Source organism: Microbulbifer sp. SAOS-129_SWC, from assembly GCF_039696035.1.
GTDB lineage: Bacteria > Pseudomonadota > Gammaproteobacteria > Pseudomonadales > Cellvibrionaceae > Microbulbifer.
The window spans coordinates 614,483-635,000 of record NZ_CP155567.1; the positions used below are offsets into that span (position 1 = coordinate 614,483).

Consider the following 20,518-nt stretch of genomic DNA (forward strand, 5'->3'; position numbering starts at 1 on the left):
GCCGGCCAAGTGCAAGACGCGGGGTTTGACTTGCGCGGCGCAGACCTTATAAAAGCCCGGCATATAGCGCGCAATCATGGCGCATTTGTGACCAACTGTTGCAGGTTTTGGTCAAATCTCCGGTGCGCCCCGCAGCGCCCCCTATCTATAGTTGTTTGAAAACCTCGGTACAGCATTTATATGGCATCGACAAAGCGCCGACGCAAGAAAGCGTCCAACCCCGGAAGACTGCGCCGCTGGATGGTACGGCTGGGCCTGCTCGGCCTGGTGGGTTGCCTGGTTCTGGCCGGCTATATGGTCTACCTGGACGTGGAGCTGCGCGAGCGCCTCGACAGCCGCCAGTACCAGCTGCCGGCGCGTGTATTCGCGCGCCCGCTGATACTGCGCAGCGGCATGATCATGCGCCCGGACGAGCTGCAGGCGGAGTTCGACGCGCTGCATTACAAAAAAGTGGACCAGTTGAACGAGCCGGGCCACTGGACCCGTGAGGGCATGGACTACCGGGTCTACCGCCGCGACTTCATCCATCCCGACGGCCGCGAGCCGGCGGCGCTAGTGAGCTTTCGCCTGCGCAACGACGAAATCAGCAACCTGCGCGACGAAAACGGCGCTTCGATCAAGCAGTTTCGTCTCGACGCCGCCAATATCGGCACTCTGCTCGGCGGCGGCGATGACCGCAATCCAGTGCGCTTCAAGGATATTCCGCCGCTGCTGGCCAACACCCTGATCGCGGTGGAGGATCAGGACTTCCTGTATCACCACGGCGTTTCATTGAAGGGGATCGCCCGCGCGATGGTCGCCAATATCCGCGCCGGTCACGTGGTGCAGGGCGGTTCCACCATCACCCAGCAGCTGGTCAAGAATATCTTTTTCGACCACCGACCGAGCCTGCGGCGCAAGTTCAATGAAGCGCTGATGGCCATCCTGATGGAGCTGCACTACGACAAGGCCTATATCCTGCAGGAATACATGAACGAGGTGTGGCTGGGCCAGCAGGGCAGCCGCGCCATCTACGGCTTCGGGCTGGCCTCCGAATTCTATTTCCAGAAGCCGCTGGACACGCTGGAGCCGCAGCAGATCGCGCTGCTGGTGGGCCTCGCCAAGGGCGCCTCCTACTACAATCCGTGGCGCAATCCCAAGCGCGCGCTGGAGCGGCGCAACACGGTACTGGAGCTCATGGAGGAGCAGGGACTGATCACTGCAGCGCAGCACAAGACCTATGCCGCCAAGCCGCTGGGGGTGGCCAGTGCCGGCGCGGCGGCGCAGAACCCCTACCCGGCGTATACCGAGGAGCTGCTGAACGAATTACGGCCCTATTACTCCTACGAGGAACTGCGTACCGCCGGGCTGCGGATCTACACCAGTCTGGCGCCGTCGGTACAGAAACTGGCCGAGGACTCGGTCAGCCAGGGGACTGCCAGCCTGGAGAAAAACCGCGGTCTGCAGAAGGATTCCCTGCAGGCGGCCACGGTGGTGCTGGACAACAAGAGCGGCAATGTCCTGGCGATGGTGGGCGACCGCCGCCCCCATTACCCGGGTTTCAACCGCGCGCTGGAGGCACGGCGCCAGATCGGCTCGCTGGTCAAGCCGGCGGTCTACCTGACGGCGCTCGAACGGCCCTTCGACTACAACCTGGGGACGCTGATCGATGACGCTCCCATTCGCGTCGAGGGCGACAACGGTGAGGTATGGATGCCGGCCAACTTCGAGAACCGCGCCCACGGCCAGGTACCGCTGTACAAGGCGCTGGAGAAGTCCTACAACCTGGCCACCGCACGGCTGGGGCTGGACCTGGGGCTGGAAAACGTGCGCCAGACCATCCGTCGCCTCGGTGTACAGGCGGACCTGCCGCGGGTGCCGTCACTGCTGCTGGGCACCGCGGAACTGACCCCGTTCGAGGTGGCCGGTATGTACCAGACCATCGCCAACGGTGGCGAGGACGTCGAGTTGCACACCCTGCTGGCGGTGTCGGACGCCCATGGCGAACACGTACAGCACTTCCGCCGTCACGCCGAACGCCACGTGGACCCGGTGCCCGCGTACCTGCTGCGCTATGCGCTGGAACAGGTGATGCGCGAGGGCACCGGTCGCAGTGCCTATCGGCGCCTGCCCTCGAGTGTGTCGTTTGCCGGCAAGACCGGCACCACCAATAACTATCGCGACAGCTGGTTCGCTGGCTTCTCGCCGACACTGACCGCAGTGGTGTGGGTTGGCCGCGATGATAACGAGCGCACCAGTCTCACCGGGGCCACCGGCGCGCTGAAAATCTGGACCGAAATCATGCGTCAGCTGCCGCATGTGCACGGCCCGGTCGCGCCGCCGCGCGGCGTCGAGTTCAAACGGGTCAACAGTCGCGACGAGTTCATGGATCCGAAGTACTGCCAGGGCGGTCGCGAGATGCCGTTCTCCTACGAGACCAAGCTGAAGCCGGCGCCGGAGTGTAGCGGTGGCGACCGCTGGCGCTGGTTCCGCAACTGGTTCGATCGCGACAAGGATGAGGCGGCGCCCAAAGAGGAGATGACTCCGGGCTGGGGCACCAAGCCGGACGAGCAGCAGCGCCAGCGGGAACGCCAGCGCCAGCTGCGCGAGCAGCTGCAGCGCGACGACGGCGAGCAGGTTCCGCAGGAAGACGAGGAACCCCTGCAGCTGCCGCGCGGCGAGCAGCAGCCCCGGTCCGGCGAGCAGCCGCGCAGCGGCCAGCAGGGGGCGCCGGTCGAAGACGCGCAGCCGTGGCCGCCGGATCAGGAGGACCAGTGGCCCTGACGGGCGCTCGGGCGGTTTAAAGCAGCCATTCGGCGTCCCTGTCAGCCCGGGTTTGCGGCCCCTGTCCGCAAGCCCCCGCGACCAATCGACCCTGAAACGCTCGAAGTGCGCCCCGGCACTCTCCCTGGCCGGGTGGGCAATAAAATCATACTTTTTCGCTCGTTCGCTGGTATCGGCCCTGTTTTTCCGGTAAAAGTTCTCGCCAACATTGTGAACTGGGTCACGCCATAGCGACATGCAGTGCCGCTTCGCCAAGTTTGAACTGGACACCATCGAGCTGCGAATCGCTGCGGATGGGCGCTCGCTGGACGCCGACGCGCGACAGCTGCAGTTGCTGTCGCTGCTGATCGAGGCCTATCCGGCCTGCTGCGAGCGCACCGCGCTGCTGCAGCAACTGTGGCCGAATACAGTGGTGTCCGAGTGGTCACTGGGCCGCCTGGTGTCCGATACGCGCAAGTTCTTCCGCCAGCAGGGTTACAGCGGGCCGCTGATCCAGACCCTGCACGGCCGCGGCTACCGGCTGGCGCCGGAGCTGGCCGAGCAGCTGGTTTTCCCCGCGCCGGAGCGCGAACAGCCGCAACCCCCTCCGGCGGGCTCGCTACGGCGCCGCATCTGGCGTGTCGGTGCTGCGCTGGCACTGCTGTTGGCGGGTGGCGCCGCCTACCACTTTTTGGCACCGCACACGCCTTTGCCCGCGCCGCTGGTAATCGGCGAAGCGCCAGATACGCGTGGTCGTATCCTGTGGGTAGACGACAATCCACAGAACAACCTGGCCGAGCGGCGCTTTCTCGAGGGCCAGGGCATTGCCGTCTACGGTGCCACCAATAGCGAAGACGCCCTGGCCCTGTTGTCGATGTACCGCTACGACGCTGTGATCTCCGACATGGGCCGCGGCCGGGAGGGCCTGGCGGGGCTCAAGCTGCTGGAGCAGATGCGCGCGCGGGGCATCCACACGCCATTCTTCCTCTACACCATCCTGACCTCGAAGGCCCAGCAGTCACTATTGCGTGAGCGCGGCGGGCAGGGGGTGGCGGTAACGCCGGACGCGCTCTACGGGCTGGTGTTGCCGGTGATCGAGAAGCGCGCGCAGCAGCAGTGACACCAGTGAGCTGTGGAATTCGGGTCGTTCAAAACTTTTCACAAACTTTCAAAGATTTTACCCCGCCATCCCGATAGGGTTTTCGCTCACCCGGCTGGCACGCAAACACGCCATCATCGCCGGCCGGGAGAGTGGATCGCATGTAGTTACGGGGAGCAACATGTTTGACGTCAACGTTGGTGAGTGCCGTGCAGAAGCACAGCCGAGCTTTAACCATCCGCCGCCTGTGCAGCGCGGATTCAGTGCCCGGGAGCTGGAGGTGGTGCGGTTGATTGCCGCCGGGGCCACCAGCGCTGAAATTGCCGAGCAGCTGTCGATCTCCTTCCACACGGTGAAGAATCATCGCAAGAATATTCTGCGCAAGGCGGGCTGTCGCAACAGCGGCCATCTGGTCGCCCTGTGTATCGCCCAGCGGCTGCTCTGAGTCGGGTGAGGGCTTCTGGCGCCGCGGTAATCCGTAGTAGGCTGTAGCTCTCACGGATTATGGCGACGGAACCTTGCAACACTTCTCTTTCTCGGCCACGGCTGTCTTGCTGGTGGTCACCACCGCGGTCAGCCTGATTGCGCTCTACATGGCGCCGCGACTACTCGACCAGTGCGCTTTCCGCCCCTATGCGGTGTGGCGCGGCCAGCAGCGCGATTCCCTCTATCTGGCCGGCTTCGTGCACGCCAACCTGCTACACCTGGCCGTCAACATGTGGTGTCTGTGGATGTTTGGCACCGTACTCGAGCGGCGCATCGGCGCTACCTGGTTTATCGTACTGTATGTGCTGGCGCTGGTGACCAGCCACCTGCCGACGCTGTTCAAGGAGCGCAACAACCCCCGCTACGCCAGTGTCGGGGCGTCCGGCGCCATCTCCGCGGTGCTGTTCGCCTACATCGTCTACTTCCCGACGTCGGAACTCTATCTGCTGTTCCTGCCAATCCCGATCCAGGCCTGGATTTTCGGCATCCTCTACCTGGCCTACAGCGCCTATGCCGGCCGCGATCGCGGCAGCCGTATCAATCACGATGCGCATTTCTGGGGCGCGGTGACCGGCCTGCTGTTTGTGCTGGTGCTGGATCCCGGCGCCTGGGCGCGGTTGCTGTAACCGCACCCGGAGCAGTGCAGGTTTACAGCGGTTCGATGCGCAGCTGACGCAGGGCCGGTGCGCCGGACTCGACTTTGATGCGGATCTTCTGTGTGCCTTTTTGTAGTTCGATGGTGGCGGACGGCTGTGTACGCGCGGGTGCGATATCGTTGCGATTGGCCAGCTGCGCTGCGTGCAGTTCGGTGGCGCTGTCACCGGCGCTGACCGACAGTGCGGTGTCTGCGTCGGCATTGTCGAGCAGTGCGGTGATGCGATAGCGACCGGTGCGGACCACTTGCAGCGTGTACTGCAGCCACTCCCCGGCGGCCATGTCCGTGACCACGATGTTGCCGTCGTCGGTGGCGGCCAGATCGACGCCGTCATTGCGATAGATGCGCCCGCGATTCCACGGTGTGCGCGGCCCGCCAGTGCTGACGTGGTAGTTGGCCAGGTCAGTGTCGGCGTAGGCGCGCCCCGGTCGGCCGAGGTCGTAGTCCGCAGCACTGATGATGGCACCGGCGGCGCCGACCTTGTGCGTGCGGAACGGACGGGTGCTGTCGCTATGCGGCTGGCGCAGCATGGCGTCGACGACATCGATGTGCTGCCGATTGTTGGCGAAGCGGATATCCTCGCGCGCCAGCTGCATCAACGCCGCGTAGGCCTCTTCCGGCGAGGGTTTGGGGCCGCCGTCTTTCCAGTAGGCGAGCAGTTTCCGGTAGCCGGGATTGGGCGTTATCTCCAGCGGGTTGTTGAAGCCGATCTTTTTCAACGGCCAGAAGGCCCAGCCGATACCTTGCCCCTCCACCAGTTCGATCGCATCGGCAAACCAGGCGTTGGAGTTCTCGCCGGATTCCCCCAGCCACAGCGGCACGTCGTAGCGTTCGCGCAGCGCCAGTTTGTCGGCGATGCTGGCGCGGTCGTTGTTGTTCCAGTATTTGTGGAAGCTGAGCGCCATATTGGCGTCCCAGGGCGGCAGCACGCTGGCGTAGTTGTTGCCCCAGCAGTTGCCTTCAATGACCAGCATATGCCGTTGATCCTCGGCGCGGATCGCCGCGGTGATGTCCAGGTAAAGCTGGCGCAGCGGCCAGTTGGCCTGTTCGCCGCAGCCGTGCGCATCACCGCTGGCGCTGAAGCCCCAGTTGGGCTCGTTGATCAGGTCATAGGCGGCGATGTTTGGCTCGTTCTTGTAGCGCGCGGCCAGTTTGCGCCACAGGGCCACGGTCTTGGCGCGGTTGGCGGCGCTGTCCCACAACGACGGTTTGTTCGGGTCGCGATCGGAGATGGCGAGGTCATTGCCCTGGCCGCCGGGCGCGGCGTGCAGGTCGAGAATCAGGTACAGGTGGTATTTCTTGCACCAGGCGAGCAGCTGGTCGGTCAACTCGAAGCCGGTATCGAGCCAGGTGTTTTCCCCGGCCACTGGTTCCTGCGCCACCGGCAGTGTGTACAGGTTGTAGTGCATCGGCAGGCGCACCGAGTTGTAGCCCCAGCCTGCCAGCGCCTTGATGTCTTCCTCGCGCAGGTGGTTGGCGCGCCAGGCGCGGTAGAATTCCCCGGTGCGCTCGGGCCCGATCAGATCCTCGATCTTGCGGCGGATCACATGCTGCTGGCCGAACTCGCCCAGCTTGAGCATATAGCCTTCCTGCAGCATCCAGCCGCCGAGGCCCATCCCGCGCAGTATCACCGGTGCGCCGCTGCCATCGACAATCTGCTGCCCGTCGGCGCGCAGGAATCCATCCGCTGCGGCCGCGCCACTGAGGCCCTGTGCGAGCAGGGCCGCGATCAGTTTTGTTCTCATTATCGTTCTCTCACTCGCGTCACAATCGCCGTACTGACGTCCGCGCAAACTGGCGGAAGATAAATCCTGCCGCAGTGTGCGGCCGGCTTCGTCCCACTTTGGCGGTGGCTGCGAAGGTGGGCGTGGGGTGAAAACGGGAAGGTCGATGGAGGGAGAGTGAGACGGGCCCGGGAGAGTCCGGGCCCGCCGGGAATCAGGCGTCCTGCAGCAGCTTTGCCGCCTCTTCAGCGAAGTAGGTCAACACGCCATCGGCGCCGGCGCGCTTGAAGCCGAGCAGCGACTCGAGAATGATTGCCTCGCGGTTGAGCCAGCCGTTGGCGAAGGCGGCGCAGTGCATCGCGTACTCGCCGCTGACCTGGTAGGCGAAAGTGGGCACCTTGAGCTCATCCTTCACGCGGCGCACCACGTCCAGATACGGCATGCCCGGCTTGACCATGATCATGTCGGCGCCCTCCTGGATATCGAGTGCGCACTCGTGCAGCGCCTCGTCGGAATTGGCCGGATCCATCTGGTAGCTGGCTTTGCTGCCGCCCTTCAGGTTGCCGGCCGAGCCCACCGCGTCGCGGAAGGGGCCGTAGTACGCGGACGCGTATTTGGCCGCGTAGGACATGATCAGCGTGTTGACCTGACCGTCGCGTTCCAGCGCGGTACGGATCGCGCCGATGCGCCCGTCCATCATGTCCGACGGCGCCACCACGTCGGCGCCGGCGGCGGCGTGGGACAGGGCCTGCTGCACCAGCACTTCGACGGTATCGTCGTTGACGATATAGCCACGCTCGTCCATCAGGCCGTCCTGGCCGTGGCTGGTGAAGGGGTCGAGGGCCACATCGGTGATCACGCCCAGTTCCGGTACGGAGTTCTTGAGCGCGCGCACGGCGCGCTGCGCCAAGCCGTCGGCATCGTAGGCGGCGCGGGCGTCGTCGGACTTGTGTGCCGGATCGACCACCGGGAACAGCGCCACCGCGGGAATCCCCAGCGCCACCAGGTCCCTGGCCTTCTGTGCCAGCAGATCGACACTCAGGCGCTCGACACCGGGCATGGACGCTACCTGCTGGCGCTCGCCGCGCCCCTCGATGACGAACAGCGGCAGGATCAGGTCGTCGCAGGTGAGGGTGTTCTCGCGTACCAGACGGCGGGAAAAGTCTTGTGCGCGCAGGCGACGCAGGCGGGTATTGGGGTAGCTGCCACGCTGAAGGCTGACACTCATGGGTACTCACTCCGGGTGGAAAGGTTTTGCCGCGAGCGCGATGCTGCGGCTAAGCTGGCGGCAATGATAACAAATGGAGTGAATTTGATGGCGATAGCATTCTGGTGTCTGTTGCTGGCGGTGCTGATGCCGCCGGTACTCGGGGCAATCGCGAAGGCCACGGGACAGGGGCGCTACAACAACCTGGCCCCGCGGGAATACCTGGAAAAACAGCGGGGATTGTCGCAGCGTGCCGATTGGGCCCAGCGCAACAGCTTCGAGGCCCTGCCGGCCTTCCTGGCCGGCGTCTTTGCCGCGATCGCCGCCGGGGTACCGGAGTTGTGGCTTTCCGGCCTGTCGGTGGCTTTCGTGCTGGCGCGGCTGTTCTACAGCGTCTGTTATCTGAGGGACTGGGGCAGTGCCCGCTCGCTGTTCTGGTTCGCCGGCTTTTTCAGCTGTCTGGGGCTGCTGATTATGGCGGCGCTGGCTGCAGTCTAACCGCGTAGATAGGCCACCAGAGTGCGGCCGGCCGTGGCGATATGCTGTTCCAACAGTGCCGCCGCGGCGTCGCCCTCGCCGCGCCGCAATGCTTCGAGCATTGCGTAGTGTTCGCGCTGACTGGTGTGCTGGTAGTCGAGACTGCGCGCCTGGTAGCCGATATAGCGCTGGTACTGGCGGTTCAGTTGTTCCACCGCCGCGAACAGGGTGGGGTGCTTCGCGGCTTGGTAGAGGCAGGCGTGGAACTGCCAGTTCAGTTCGCCGATCGCCTCTGCCGGCAGATCCGCCTCCCGCTCCATGCGGTCGAGAATGTCCCGCGCGCGGCCGAGTGTTTCGCCACTGAGTCTGCCCGCGGCAAACTGCAGTAGCAGCGGTTCGAGGCGTGTGCGCATCAGGTAGAGATCCTCCACTTCGAGTGCATCGAAGCGCGGCACGGCCACGCCGCGTTTGCCGTGGGGCGCGAGCCAGCCCTCACTTTTCAGCCGCTGCAGGGCATCCCGCACCGGGATGCGGCTGACGCCGTAGCGCTCCGCCAGCTCCGTTTGCGTGAGTGCACTGCCCGCGGCAAGGTGCCCCGCCACCAGGTCTGTTTTGATCCGATCGTAAACACTCACTCAGTTTCCCCGCCGAAAAATCCAGTCGCTCAGCAACCCGCCGACCAGCCCCCAGAAAGCGGCGCCGATGCCGAAGAAGGCGGCGCCGGACGCGGTAATCAGGAAGGTGATCAGCGCCGCCTCGCGGCGCTCCGGGTTGCGGGTGGCACCCTCCAGGCTGGTGCCGATGGTACCGATCAGCGCGAGTCCGGCAAGGCTGGCTACCAGCGCGCGCGGAAAGGCGCCGAACAGCGCCACCAGGCTGGCGCCGAAAAGTCCCATTAGCAGGTAGAAGACCCCGGCGGCGATACCGGCGGTATAGCGCTTGGCCGGGTCCGCGTGGGCTTCGGGGCCGGTGCAGATGGCGGCGGTGATCGCGGCCAGGTTGAACGCGTAGCCGCCGAACGGCGTCAGCAGCAGGGAGGTCAGCCCGGTGCCGCTGATCACTGGCGACACCGGCACCCGCGTGTAGCCGCTGGCGCGCAGGGTGGCGACGCCGGGAATATTCTGCGAGGTCATGGTGACGATAAACAGCGGCAGGCCGACCCCCAGCATGGTCGCGGAGTCGAATGATGGCGTCACCCACACGGGCTTGCTCAGGGCCCAGTGCACCTGCCCAAACTCCATCAGCCCCAGCAGCCAGCTGGCGCCAAAACCTACCAATAAAACAAGGATGATCGCGTAGCGCGGCAGCCAGCGCCGGCCGGCCAGGTAGGCCAGTAGCATGGCGCCGACCAGCAGTGGGCTGGTCTGCAGCGACGTGAATACCGAGAGGCCGAACTGTACGAGGATACCGGCCAGCATGGCGCTGGCGATGGGGGTGGGGATGTGTCGCATGACCTTTTCAAAGGCGCCAGACAGGCCCAGCAACAGTGTCAGCAGGCCGCTGAACAGGAAGGCCCCCAGGGCGTCGCCCATGGGCACGCCGACGAGGCTGGTGGCCAGCAGCGCGGCGCCGGGGGTGGACCAGGCGGTAATCACCGGTGCCCGGTAGTACCAGGAAAACGCGATACAGGTGAGGCCCATGCCCAGACCCAGGGCGCCGATCCAGGAGATCATCTCTGCCTCGCCGGCGCCGGTGGTGCGGGCCGCTTCGAAGACGATGGCGACGGAACTGGCGAAGCCCACCAGCACGGCGACAAAGCCGGCACTGATCGCGGACAGACTGGCATCGGACCAGAAGGAGCGTTGCACAATGTATACCTCAATAAAAAATGTATACATTTTTATAAAGGAGAATGAAAGGCGGGGCAATGGACGCGGAGGGCGATGGCGTGAAAAGTGCTGTTTCAGGCGTAGATTGGTGGAGGCAGCCACCCGCGCGGGGCGCGGGCGCTGCGAAGTGCAGAATCAGAGGCTGGCGAAGACCCGGCGCGCGGCGGCGATGGTCTCTTCGATATCCTCGTCGCTGTGGGCCGCAGACATGAAGCCGGCTTCGTAGGAGGCCGGCGCCAGGTAGACCCCCTCGTCGAGCATGCCGTGGAAGAAACGGTTGAAGCGCTCGGTGTCGCAGGCCATGACCTGCTGGTAGTTGCTCACCTGCTCGGCGTCGGTGAAGAAGAAGCCGAACATACTGCCGGCGCGGTTGGCGGTCAGGGGGATACCGGCTTCTCTGGCCGCCGCCAGCACACCTTCCACGAGGCGCTCGGTCTTGGCATTGAGTTGCTCATACAGCCCCGGTTGCTGGATCAGCTGCAGGGTCTCGAGGCCGGCGACCATGGCCACTGGGTTGCCGGACAGGGTGCCGGCCTGGTAGACCGGGCCCAGCGGGGCGATCTGCTCCATGATCTCGCGCTTGCCGCCGAAGGCGCCCACCGGCATGCCGCCGCCGATCACCTTGCCGAGGGTGGTCAGGTCCGCTTCGATCCCGTAATGGCCCTGGGCGCCGGTCAGGCTGACGCGGAAACCGGTCATCACCTCATCGAGAATCAGCACTGCACCGTGCTGGTCGCAGACTTCGCGCAATGTTTCCAGGAAGCCGGGCAGCGGCGGAATACAGTTCATATTGCCCGCCACCGGTTCGACGATGATGCAGGCGATCTGGTCGCCGATTTCGTCGAAACACTTCCGCACGCCGTCGGCATCGTTGTAGGACAGCGTGATGGTGTGGTCGGCCAGCGATGCCGGCACACCTGGCGAGGACGGCACGCCCATGGTCAGCGCCCCGGAGCCGGCCTTGACCAGCAATGAGTCGGAGTGGCCGTGGTAGCAACCCTCGAATTTCACGATCTTGTCGCGGCCGGTATAGCCGCGCGCCAGGCGGATGGCGCTCATGGTGGCTTCGGTCCCGGAGTTGACGAAGCGCACCAGGTCCATGTTCGGCCACAGGCGGCACAGCTCCTCTGCCAATTCGGTTTCCAGCTCGGTGGGAGCGCCGAAGCTGAGCCCGGACTGGGCCTGTTCGACCACAGCCTCGATGACGTCCGGATGCGCGTGGCCCAGCACCATCGGGCCCCAGGACTGCACATAGTCGATATAGCGCTTGCCGTCGGCGTCATACAGGTAGGCGCCCTCGGCGCGCTCGATAAACAGCGGCGTACCGCCGACCGCGCGGAAGGCGCGCACCGGGGAGTTGACGCCACCCGGAATAAATTGCTGCGCTTCGGCGAAGAGTTGCTCGGATTTGCTCATATCGACTCGGGAATAGTTGGGGAATTTGGCGGGCTATTATCGCGGCCTTGGGCGGTTGCTACAACGTGGCCTCGGTCGGCCTGGTGGTGCGGCATTGCGCGGCACACGCCGGAGTGGGCCGGGAAGTCAGGATTTCCGAATCAGCGCTTGGCCCAGAACAGCCGGTTCGGAACCGGCCGCCCCATCCCCAGCCGGCGGCTGTCCGCGATGGCGCTCCAGGTGAACTGCTGGCTGCGGCTGACCGCTTCGATCACGGTCAGGCCGTGGGCGATATGGCAGGCGATGGCGGTGGCCAGCGTTCCGCAGGTGCCGTAGGCGGCCGGCGGCAGGCGCTCCCAGTGGAACTGGCGGATCAGGCCGCGCTCGTCGTAAAGGCGGTTTTCCAGCTGCTGCTCGCGCGGCACACCGGTCAGCAGCAGGTAGCGGCAGCCGCTCTCCAGTAACTCCTGGGCCATGGCGTCGATAACATCCGCCTCCAGCGCCATGGCGCAGGCCTCACGGCGGTTGGGGCAGGCCATGGTGGCGTGGGGCAGCAGCAATGAGCTCATGGCCTCCCACAGCGGCGGCGCCAGCAGACTCTCCTTGTCGGCGAGCGTGGCGTCCGGATCGATGATGACCGGAATGTTCGGGTAGTCGCGCAGCACACTGTGCAGTGCGCGCACGTTTTCCACCGAGCCCAGGTAACCCACTTTGATCGCCGCCACCGGCATATCCTCGAGCACGGCGCGGGCCTGCTCCACCAGCAGGCTGTCTTCTACCGGGGCAATACCCAGCAGCTCCCCGGTATCACCGACACTGATTGCGGAGACCACCGAGGTGCAGTGGCAGCCAAGGCTGACCGCGGTTTCGGTATCGGCAGTAATGCCGGCACTGCCGCTGGGGTCGTGGTGGGTAACTGTGAGGACGACGGGCTGGCGGGTATCCATGGCTGAAGCGAGCGGGCTCCTGGCGGCGTGGACGGGGTTAAGAGTCTTTACATTCTAGACCTTTGCGCCCGCCGGGGCCGCATGATGACGCGCCGATTAGCCAAACGCCGGGCAATTATATTCAGCGGCCTGTAAGCCCGTTCACGCACGGCCGGGCGCGCAAATCGAGCACGTCAGTACCTCATTTGTGCTGGCGGGTTTGCGGACGGAGGCCGAAAACCCGGTCGGTAAGAGGCCGTGAGGGCCCTTTTACCGCCACCATTCAGCGCGCTAGAAGGGTTTGACCACGGCGAGTATGGCGATGGCGATCAACGCGAGAACCGGCAGCTCGTTGAAGATACGGAAGTAGCGGCCGCTCTTGGTGATGGTGCCGTTGGCAAATTTGCGCACGTAGGCGCCGCACATATGGTGGTAGCCGATCAGCAGGACCACCAGCAGCAGCTTGGCGTGGAACCAGCCGGCGGTCTTGTAGTAATCCCAGTTGAAGCTGGCCAGCCAGATACCCAGTGCGATGGTGGCAATCATCGATGGCATGGCGATACCGCGGTAGAGGCGGCGCTCCATGATGCAGAAGCGGTCGCGGCTGACGGCATCGGTGGCATCTACATGGTAGACGAACAGTCGCGGCAGGTAGAAGAGTGCGGCGAACCAGCACACCACGGCGACCAGGTGAAAAGCTTTGACCCACAGCATGGAATCCCCCTCGGTGGAAATGGCGCAATAAGCGTTATTTTCGGTAAAAGTTGTCGATATCCTGAGGCAGGATAATGCCGGCAGCATTGTTGTCCAGTGCGCCACCGTAGCCGCGGTTGATATAGAGGGCGTCGGCGCCGGTTTTCTCAAGCTTTTGCTGGGCTTCCAGTAGGGTTGAGCGCCAATTCAGCGGTGCCGGCTGGTGGCGCTCGCCGGGCAGCTTGAGCAGGTCGATATCCTCCGGTGGCTGCGCTTCCTGACCTTCTTCGGCCGCCTCGGAGCGCGCCTCGCGGCGGCGCTGCAGGAAACTCGCGAGGTCGGCGGCACGCAGCACTTGCGGCGCCGGTTCGTCCGGGAGGTCGATGAGTATCCATTGCGGATGCTGCTCGATCAGCCGCCCGGCCGCGGTTTCACCGACCCGCCGCGCCGAGACCACGAAGCGCCGCTCCATGACACTGGCGACGCCGATACGATTCAGCATCTGCTGGCGCCAGCTGGGGGTGCCGCTCTTGTCCAGTGCGCGCAGGGTTTCCTGGAAGACACCCTCGGTGCCGAAGAAATAGCGGCACACCAGGCAGGCGACCACGATCATCATCATGCCGGCGAACAGTACATTGGGGTTGTAGGTCAGTTCGAGAATCGCCAGCAGCGCCGCCAGCGGCGCGTTCAACAGCGCCGCCATCATCGCCGCCATGCCCACCATGGCGTAAAAGCCCGGGCTGGCGGTATTACTGCCCAGCCACAGATTGGTCAGCGCCCCGGCAATGCCTCCGAGGCAGGCGCCGAGGACCAGGCTGGGGCCGATAACGCCGCCGGGGATCCCCAGCGCGCTGCCAAAAGAAGTGGCGACCAGTTTGGCGGCGGTGATCGCCAGCAGTGACGCGAGCCCGAGTTTGCCCATCATTGCCAGGCCCAGGGTGTCGTAGCCAGCACCGAGGATTTCCGGCACCCAGATGCCGAGGGTGCCGGTCACCAGGCCGACAGCGAGGAAGCGGGCCAGCGGCGAGCGCTGCTGCAGCGGCGCAATGCGGCGCTGCACGTAGATAAACAGGGCGGCGAGCACGCCGATCACGACGGCGCACAGCAGCAGCACCGGCAGCTCTGACATCGAATTGAGGCGGATGGAAGGGACATTGAAGATCGGTTCGCTGCCGAACGCCAACTGCGTTACGGCACTGCCGGCCACTGCGGCCAGTATCACCGGCAGGAAGCCGGTGACCGAATATTCCAGCATTACCACTTCCATGGCGAAAACCACGCCCGCGAGCGGTGTGTTGAACGAGGCGGCGATGGCGGCGGCGACGCCGCACCCCAGCAGGCTGCGCGCGGAGTTGTTGGGCAGCTTCAGCTTGTGCGCCACCCAGCTGCCGCTGGCGGCGCCCAGGTGGACCGAGGGCCCCTCGCGGCCCACCGAGTGGCCGCCGAGCAGTGTGGCGGCTCCGGCAACGAACTGTACCAGCGCGTTGAGCGGCGGCATTTGTGCCTGGTGATTGTGCAGGCGGTCGAGCACGTGCACGACGCCCACTTGTCGCCGGCTGGGCTTGAGCAGTTCGAAGATGGCGCCGAGCAGCAGGGCGCTGAATACCGGCAGGGCGAAGCGCCACAGGTGCGGCAGGGATTCGAAATGGTCCGGCGCCGACAGGAATAGCCGCGCCGGCCACTCGCTGGCGAAGCGAAAGGCCACGGTGACAATGCCGGCACAGGCGCCGGTCAGCAGTGCCATCACCAGCAGCGGCGCCAGCGCATCCTGGGAGGCGAGCTGCAGGCGCAGCTTCTCCAGGCCGCGCTCGCGAATGGGCCACGGGGATTTGGGGGGCGCTTGCCGGGGGCCTTTTGACACCGCACATCCTTATCGGGCAGAAGCTTGTGTTAGAGTTGCTCGCCTGATTATACAGAGGAAGCGGCCGTAAGCGGCGGCCGTGCCGAGCAGGAGGGCAGGAGCAAAGTGATCAAGGTAGCAATCGTCGGAGGTACCGGCTACACCGGAGTGGAGTTGATGCGCCTGATCGCGGCGCACCCGCAGGCGGAGCTCACCGCGATCACGTCTCGCGCACTGGCTGGCACCCCGGTGGCGGAACTTTTCCCGAGCCTGCGAGGTCACTGCAATCTCGCCTTTTGCGAACCGGATACAGAGCTGCTGGCGGGTTGCGACCTGGTGTTTTTCGCCACACCCCATGGCGTAGCCCAGGCCCAGGTACCGGAGCTGGTGCGGCGCGGCGTGCGCGTGATCGACCTGTCGGCGGATTTCCGTCTGCAGGACATTCCCACCTGGGAGCACTGGTACGGCCAGCCCCACGTGGCGCCGGAACTGGCGGCGCAGGCGGTCTACGGACTGCCGGAGGTGAACCGCGCGGCGATCGCCGGCGCGCAGCTGGTGGCCTGCCCGGGCTGTTACCCGACCGCGATTCAGCTGGGCTGGATTCCGTTGCTGGAGCGCGGCGCGGTAGACGCGACGCAGCTGATCGCCAGTGCCGCCAGCGGTGCCAGTGGCGCCGGGCGCCAGGGCAAGACGGAACTGCTGTTCGCCGAGAACAGTGACAATTTCCGCGCCTATGCCGCCGGCGGCCACCGCCATCTGCCGGAGATTGAACAGGGGCTGCGCCGCGCCCAGCCGCAGGATGCCGCGCCGGCGCAGGTGACGTTTGTGCCGCACCTGTTGCCGATGGTGCGCGGTATCCACGCCACCCTGTTTGCGCCGCTGGCGGACGGGCAGAGTGTCGAGGCGCTGCAGCGCCTGTTCGAGGAGCGCTACGCCGACGAGGCGTTTGTCGACGTGTTGCCGGCGGGCAGTCACCCGCAGACGCGCAGTGTCCGCGGCACCAATGTGTGTCGTATCGCACTGCAGCAGCCCCAGGGGCGCGATACCCTTGTGGTCATGTCGGTGATCGACAACCTGGCCAAGGGGGCGTCGGCGCAGGCGGTGCAGAACATGAACATCATGTTTGGCCTAAATGAGACACAGGGGCTGGAGAGCCCCGCGCTGCTGCCTTAAAATCGGCGGCAAATACCACCAACTACCGACTAAACAGATAACAAAACAACGGATTCCATGGCGCGCAAAGTAAAAGGCAGCAAGCAGTACCGCATGAAAGTGGTACCCCATCGCCCGTTCTGGGGCCCCCTGTCGATCGTTGGGGTGGCGCTGCTGGTGCTGACGACCACCGCCGCGGCCTTTTACGCCGGTCAGCACCACCTGCGGCAGACACTCGACCAGAAAAGCCGGGACTTCACCTATGCGCAGAAGCAGCTCGACAAGCTGCACGCGGACAACGAGTCGCTGCGTCAGCGCGCGATTACCGCAGAGCAGTCCCTGACCATCGGGCAGAAGGCCGGTGAGAAGGTGCGCGCAGAGCTGGTGGCGAAAGATGACCGCATCGCCGAGCTCAAGCAGGAAATCTCTTTCTACCGGGGCCTGATGGCGCCCGCCGACGGCAGCGATGGCGTTTCCATCGGCCGCTTCAGTATTTCGCAGACGACCGATCCGCGGCGTTTCCAGTTCAAGCTACTGGTGCAGCAATCGGCGACGCGACACAACGTCGTGACGGGGCATGCCACCTTCACCGTTGTGGGCAGTCAGGATGGACAGCCAAAACGCTTTCCGCTCAGCGCCCTCTCGGCGCAGGTGGATAGCGAATCGATCCCCCTGCGCTTCAAATACTTCCAGAATATTGAAGGGGAGCTACAGTTGCCCCAGGGCTTTGAGCCGGAAGGCGTCGAGCTGTCCCTCAAGTCCGGTGGTCGCAAGGGTTTCAATATCGACCAGCGTTACGGCTGGCTGGTGCAGAAAAGCTAGCCGTCGCGCTGATCCACGAGGTTTGAGTGAATTATGTTAAGAAAGAAAGAAAAGGCTAAGACTATGGCGAGCTCCGGCAGCAACCACACTACTCTGATTGCGAACCAGACCGAAGTGTCCGGCGACATGCATTTCCGTGGCAATCTGGTGATCGAGGGCCGGGTGCGCGGTAACGTCAGCGCGCACAGCGACAGCGATGCCCGCCTGCAGATCGTCGAGGGCGGCATGATCGAGGGCGAGATCCGCGTACCGCACGTGGTGATCAACGGCGACGTGAAAGGCAATGTGTACGCCTCGCGCCACCTGGAGCTGAGCACCAAGGCGATGGTCGAGGGCAATGTCCACTACAAGCTGATCGAGATGGTCAAGGGTGCCCAGGTCAACGGCGCACTGGTGTCCAATGTGGACATGGAAAATACCGGCGAGCCGCGCATGATCGAGTACTCGGACGAAACCGTCATCGACGCCGAGTAATCCTCTCCGGTTCCCGCCCCGACCGGCGGGTCTGCACTACGTGCGGCCCGCCGCTTCACTATACTTGACTGATTTCCTTGGTTTTAGCAAGATGGCGGCATCTGGGCTGCGTCCTGCGTGATTTTTGTGCAGCCTGTTTCACTGAGAGAGACCTATGTCAGAAGCTGTTTCCTTTTCTCCCGAGCCGGTCGCTGTCACCGAGCGGGCCGTGGCCAAGGTCAAGAGCCTGCTGGAGGATGAGGGCAATCCGGAACTGAAGTTGCGCGTATTCGTGACCGGCGGCGGCTGCTCCGGTTTCCAGTACGGCTTTACCTTCGATGAGCTGGTGGCGGAAGACGATGCGGTGATCGATAAAGACGGCATTCAGGTGCTGGTCGATGCCATGAGCTATCCCTATCTGGTAGGCGCCAGCGTCGACTATGAGGAGGGCCTGTCCGGCTCGCGCTTCGTGGTGCAGAACCCCAACGCCTCCTCCACCTGTGGCTGCGGCTCCTCCTTCTCTATCTAGCGTCCCGTCCCGGGGTGCTGCGTCTCCCCGGTCTTGTCCGTACTCTCGAAAAGCCTGCATCCGTCGAATAAGGTGCGCCCCACGCACCTGGTGCGCGCGCCGCAGTAGGGTGACTCAGCTCCGAGGCCCCGAGCGCCGGGTCGCAAGCGTGCCATCACGCCGGATAGATCCCCCCCAGCACCGTTTCCCGTTCGGCACCGGTCACCGCCGGACAGTTACCCGGTAACCCGTGCAGGGTCTGGCGCGCCAGCCAGGCAAAACCCACCGCTTCGAGCCAGTCGGCATCGATGCCGTAGTCATCGGTGGTGGTCACGCTCCAGTTCGGCAGTCGCCGGCGCAACCGCGTGAGCAGGTCCTTGTTGCGGGCGCCGCCGCCGCAGACCAGCAGCTCGCCGCCGCCGGCAAAGCGCGTTGCCGCGTCGGCGATACTGGCCGCGGTAACCTCGGCCAGGGTGGCCTGGACATCGGCCGGTGTTGCCGCCACACCGGCGCGGGCGCGTTCCAGCCAGTCGGCATTGAACGTCTCGCGACCGGTGCTCTTGGGCGCTGCTGCGGCGAAGTAGGGGGCGGCTTGCAGGCGCTCGAACAGTTCGGGTTGCACCCGGCCACTGGCGGCCCAGGCGCCATCGCGGTCGAAGCTCATGCCCAGATTCAGTCCCACCCAGTAGTCGAGCAGCGCATTGCCGGGCCCGGTGTCGTAGCCGCGCACGCCGCCGTCTGGTGTCAGTTCGGTGATGTTGGCCATGCCGCCGATATTGACCACGGCGCGGTGGCGCTCGCTGCTGAATACGGCGCGGTGGAAGGCGGGCATCAGCGGTGCGCCCTGACCGCCCAGTGCCATATCGCGGCGGCGAAAATCCGCCACCGTGGTGATGCCGGTTAGGGCGGCGATGGTGTTGGGGTCGCCGATCTGCAGGGAGAAGGGCCAGTTGAGGCTGCCCGGCGGGCGATGCCGCACCGTCTGGCCGTGGCTGCCGATGGCGGTCACCTCCGCGGCGGCGACGCCGGCGCGCTCGAGCAGTGCCAGTGTGGCCTCGGCGAAAGCCTGGCCTATCTGGCGGTCGAGCTGGCCGGCGCGATCGAGTTCCGAGGGGCCGGGGGCACAGAGGGCGAGAATCGCCTCGCGCAGGGTGGGGTCTATGGAGTGCCCGAGGGCCGCGCGCACGCTGGGCGCGACCGGGTCCTGTTGGCCAAATTCCACCAGCACCGCGTCGATCGAGTCGACGCTGGTGCCGGACATCAGCCCGATGTAGAGCTCCGCCATGAAGTCGGATCCGCTGGTTTAATTGACGCTGCTATTGTCGCTGTCGTCGTCGCGCTGGGCCAGGGCCGGGCGCTGATAATTTTCCAGCTGGGCGAGCAGCGGCTGCGTCTGGGTGCGGAAACGGTCCATCTCCGAACTCGGAATCGACTTGGCCTTGGGCAGCTTACTGACGATGGTGGCCGGGTTGCGGTGTTGGCCGTTTACCAGGAACTCGTAGTGCAGGTGCGGGCCGGTGGCGTAGCCGGTGGAGCCCACGTTACCGATGATCTGGCGCTGCTTGACCCGATCGCCGGTCTTGACCCGGCGTTTGCTCAGGTGCAGGTAGCGGGTCATGTAGTGCTGGCCGTGTTGAATAAAGATGTAGTTGCCGTTGGGCTTGCTATAGCCGGATTTGACCACGCGGCCGTCGCCGGCGGCGTAGACCGGGGTGCCGGTGGGGGCGGCGTAATCGGTGCCATAGTGCGGGCGACGGGTCTTGAAGATCGGGTGCAGGCGACGCGGGTTGTAGCTGGAGCTGATGCGGGTGAAATCCACCGGAGTGCGGATAAACGCCTTGCGCATGCTCCGGCCGTCGGGGGTGTAGTAGTTGGCATCGCCGTGGATATCCACATAGCGCACCGCGTTGAAGGTTTTTCCGCGGTTGGTAAAGCTGACCGCCTGAATGGGGCCATTGCCGATTTTCTTGCCGTCGAGGAATTTTTCCTCGTACATCACGCCGAAGCTGTCGCCCTTGCGGATATCGAGCGCGAAATCGATATCCGAACTGAACACGTCAGCCATTTCCATGATCAGGTTGCCGCTCAGGCCGGCATCGCTACCGGCGACAAACAGCGAGCTTTTGATCTCGGCCTTGCGGTAGGCGGTGTAGTTTTCCGGCTGACGCTGGTGCAGCGCGTACTTGAAGGCGCCGCTGTCGCCGCGGCTGAATTCCTCGAGGTTGAGGGCATCGCGGTGCAGTTCCAGGTTCTGCAGCGCCCCGCTGTGGTCGGTGCGAAACGTCAGGCTTTCGCCCGGATTCAGGTCGGCCAGTTGCCGGGCCTTGCCGCCGCTGGCCAGCAGCTGGTACATCTCGGCGGTGTTGACGCCGGCGCGCTCGAACAGGTCGGACAGGGTGTCGCCCTGTTTCACTTTCAGGGTCTTTGTCTGCAGTGTCTGCTGCGGCTCTGCGGCAGCCGCGGAGGTCGCTGCCGCGGAGTGTGCCGCGGCACCGGGCACCATTGGCTCG

The 20,518-nt window shown here is 64.8% G+C and carries 19 protein-coding genes (1 of these 19 only partly in view); 9 read left to right on the plus strand and 10 right to left on the minus strand.

All coding sequences use genetic code 11. From position 1 onward, the window contains the following. Positions 1 to 180: 180 nt before the first annotated feature. From mrcB to ABDK11_RS02530, 4 genes are all read left to right on the plus strand, one after another. Positions 181 to 2,763 (plus strand): penicillin-binding protein 1B, encoded by a 2,583-nt coding sequence (mrcB, locus tag ABDK11_RS02515; protein WP_346838749.1) that lies wholly within the window; start codon positions 181 to 183, stop codon positions 2,761 to 2,763. Positions 2,764 to 2,998: 235 nt separating this feature from the next. Beyond that, entirely contained in the window at positions 2,999 to 3,862 is an 864-nt protein-coding gene (locus tag ABDK11_RS02520; protein WP_346838750.1) for a winged helix-turn-helix domain-containing protein, read from the plus strand. A 160-nt stretch (positions 3,863 to 4,022) separates the two neighbouring features. After that, positions 4,023 to 4,286: a helix-turn-helix transcriptional regulator gene (locus ABDK11_RS02525; RefSeq protein ID WP_346838751.1), complete on the plus strand. Its 264-nt coding sequence runs from the start codon at positions 4,023 to 4,025 to the stop codon at positions 4,284 to 4,286. Positions 4,287 to 4,359: 73 nt separating this feature from the next. Continuing rightward, entirely contained in the window at positions 4,360 to 4,953 is a 594-nt protein-coding gene (locus tag ABDK11_RS02530; protein ID WP_346838752.1) for a rhomboid family intramembrane serine protease, read from the plus strand. 22 nt (positions 4,954 to 4,975) lie between these two features. On the opposite strand, the gene ABDK11_RS02535 is transcribed toward ABDK11_RS02530, so the two are convergent. Both ABDK11_RS02535 and hemB read right to left on the minus strand, forming a co-directional pair. Beyond that, positions 4,976 to 6,727 carry a cellulase family glycosylhydrolase gene (locus tag ABDK11_RS02535; protein ID WP_346838753.1) on the minus strand — a complete coding sequence of 584 codons (1,752 nt, stop codon included), beginning with the start codon at positions 6,725 to 6,727 and terminating at the stop codon, positions 4,976 to 4,978. A gap of 193 nt (positions 6,728 to 6,920) precedes the next feature. After that, positions 6,921 to 7,934, minus strand: a complete 1,014-nt coding sequence (gene hemB, locus ABDK11_RS02540) for a porphobilinogen synthase (protein WP_346838754.1) — start codon at positions 7,932 to 7,934, stop codon at positions 6,921 to 6,923. Between the two features lie 87 nt (positions 7,935 to 8,021). Between hemB and ABDK11_RS02545 the strand changes: the two genes are divergently transcribed. Beyond that, positions 8,022 to 8,411 (plus strand): MAPEG family protein, encoded by a 390-nt coding sequence (locus ABDK11_RS02545; protein ID WP_346838755.1) that lies wholly within the window; start codon positions 8,022 to 8,024, stop codon positions 8,409 to 8,411. On the opposite strand, the gene ABDK11_RS02550 is transcribed toward ABDK11_RS02545, so the two are convergent. From ABDK11_RS02550 to ABDK11_RS02575, 6 genes are all read right to left on the minus strand, one after another. Further along, a complete protein-coding gene (locus tag ABDK11_RS02550; RefSeq protein WP_346838756.1) occupies positions 8,408 to 9,025 on the minus strand; it encodes a GntR family transcriptional regulator in 618 nt (205 codons plus the stop codon). The genes ABDK11_RS02545 and ABDK11_RS02550 overlap by 4 nt on opposite strands. After that, a complete protein-coding gene (locus ABDK11_RS02555; protein ID WP_346838757.1) occupies positions 9,026 to 10,198 on the minus strand; it encodes a benzoate/H(+) symporter BenE family transporter in 1,173 nt (390 codons plus the stop codon). Positions 10,199 to 10,354: 156 nt separating this feature from the next. Beyond that, a complete protein-coding gene (hemL, locus tag ABDK11_RS02560) occupies positions 10,355 to 11,635 on the minus strand; it encodes a glutamate-1-semialdehyde 2,1-aminomutase (RefSeq protein WP_346838758.1) in 1,281 nt (426 codons plus the stop codon). A gap of 140 nt (positions 11,636 to 11,775) precedes the next feature. Then, entirely contained in the window at positions 11,776 to 12,561 is a 786-nt protein-coding gene (locus tag ABDK11_RS02565) for a hydroxymethylpyrimidine/phosphomethylpyrimidine kinase (RefSeq protein ID WP_346838759.1), read from the minus strand. Positions 12,562 to 12,831: 270 nt separating this feature from the next. Next, positions 12,832 to 13,254, minus strand: coding sequence for a protoporphyrinogen oxidase HemJ (gene hemJ, locus ABDK11_RS02570; protein WP_346838760.1), 423 nt, complete (start codon positions 13,252 to 13,254; stop codon positions 12,832 to 12,834). 34 nt (positions 13,255 to 13,288) lie between these two features. Continuing rightward, the gene (locus ABDK11_RS02575) at positions 13,289 to 15,094 is read right to left on the minus strand and encodes a chloride channel protein (protein ID WP_346838761.1); all 1,806 of its coding nucleotides are present in this window, start codon (positions 15,092 to 15,094) and stop codon (positions 13,289 to 13,291) included. A gap of 105 nt (positions 15,095 to 15,199) precedes the next feature. Here ABDK11_RS02575 and argC point away from each other — a divergent pair, with 105 nt between their 5' ends. The 4 genes from argC (at position 15,200) to erpA (ending at position 18,029) form a co-directional block, all read left to right on the plus strand. After that, entirely contained in the window at positions 15,200 to 16,246 is a 1,047-nt protein-coding gene (gene argC, locus ABDK11_RS02580) for an N-acetyl-gamma-glutamyl-phosphate reductase (RefSeq protein WP_346838762.1), read from the plus strand. Positions 16,247 to 16,303: 57 nt separating this feature from the next. Continuing rightward, positions 16,304 to 17,047 carry a DUF6776 family protein gene (locus tag ABDK11_RS02585; RefSeq protein WP_346838763.1) on the plus strand — a complete coding sequence of 248 codons (744 nt, stop codon included), beginning with the start codon at positions 16,304 to 16,306 and terminating at the stop codon, positions 17,045 to 17,047. A gap of 63 nt (positions 17,048 to 17,110) precedes the next feature. Continuing rightward, positions 17,111 to 17,521 (plus strand): polymer-forming cytoskeletal protein, encoded by a 411-nt coding sequence (locus ABDK11_RS02590; protein WP_346838764.1) that lies wholly within the window; start codon positions 17,111 to 17,113, stop codon positions 17,519 to 17,521. Between the two features lie 154 nt (positions 17,522 to 17,675). Continuing rightward, a complete protein-coding gene (gene erpA / locus ABDK11_RS02595; RefSeq protein WP_346838765.1) occupies positions 17,676 to 18,029 on the plus strand; it encodes an iron-sulfur cluster insertion protein ErpA in 354 nt (117 codons plus the stop codon). Positions 18,030 to 18,183: 154 nt separating this feature from the next. On the opposite strand, the gene ABDK11_RS02600 is transcribed toward erpA, so the two are convergent. Further along, positions 18,184 to 19,293 (minus strand): anhydro-N-acetylmuramic acid kinase, encoded by a 1,110-nt coding sequence (locus tag ABDK11_RS02600; protein WP_346838766.1) that lies wholly within the window; start codon positions 19,291 to 19,293, stop codon positions 18,184 to 18,186. An 18-nt stretch (positions 19,294 to 19,311) separates the two neighbouring features. Further along, positions 19,312 to 20,518: the 3' portion of a peptidoglycan DD-metalloendopeptidase family protein gene (locus tag ABDK11_RS02605; RefSeq protein WP_346838767.1), read on the minus strand. 179 nt of this gene lie beyond the right edge of the window; only the last 1,207 of its 1,386 coding nucleotides appear in the window; the start codon falls outside the window, past its right edge — the gene reads right to left on this strand; its stop codon occupies positions 19,312 to 19,314.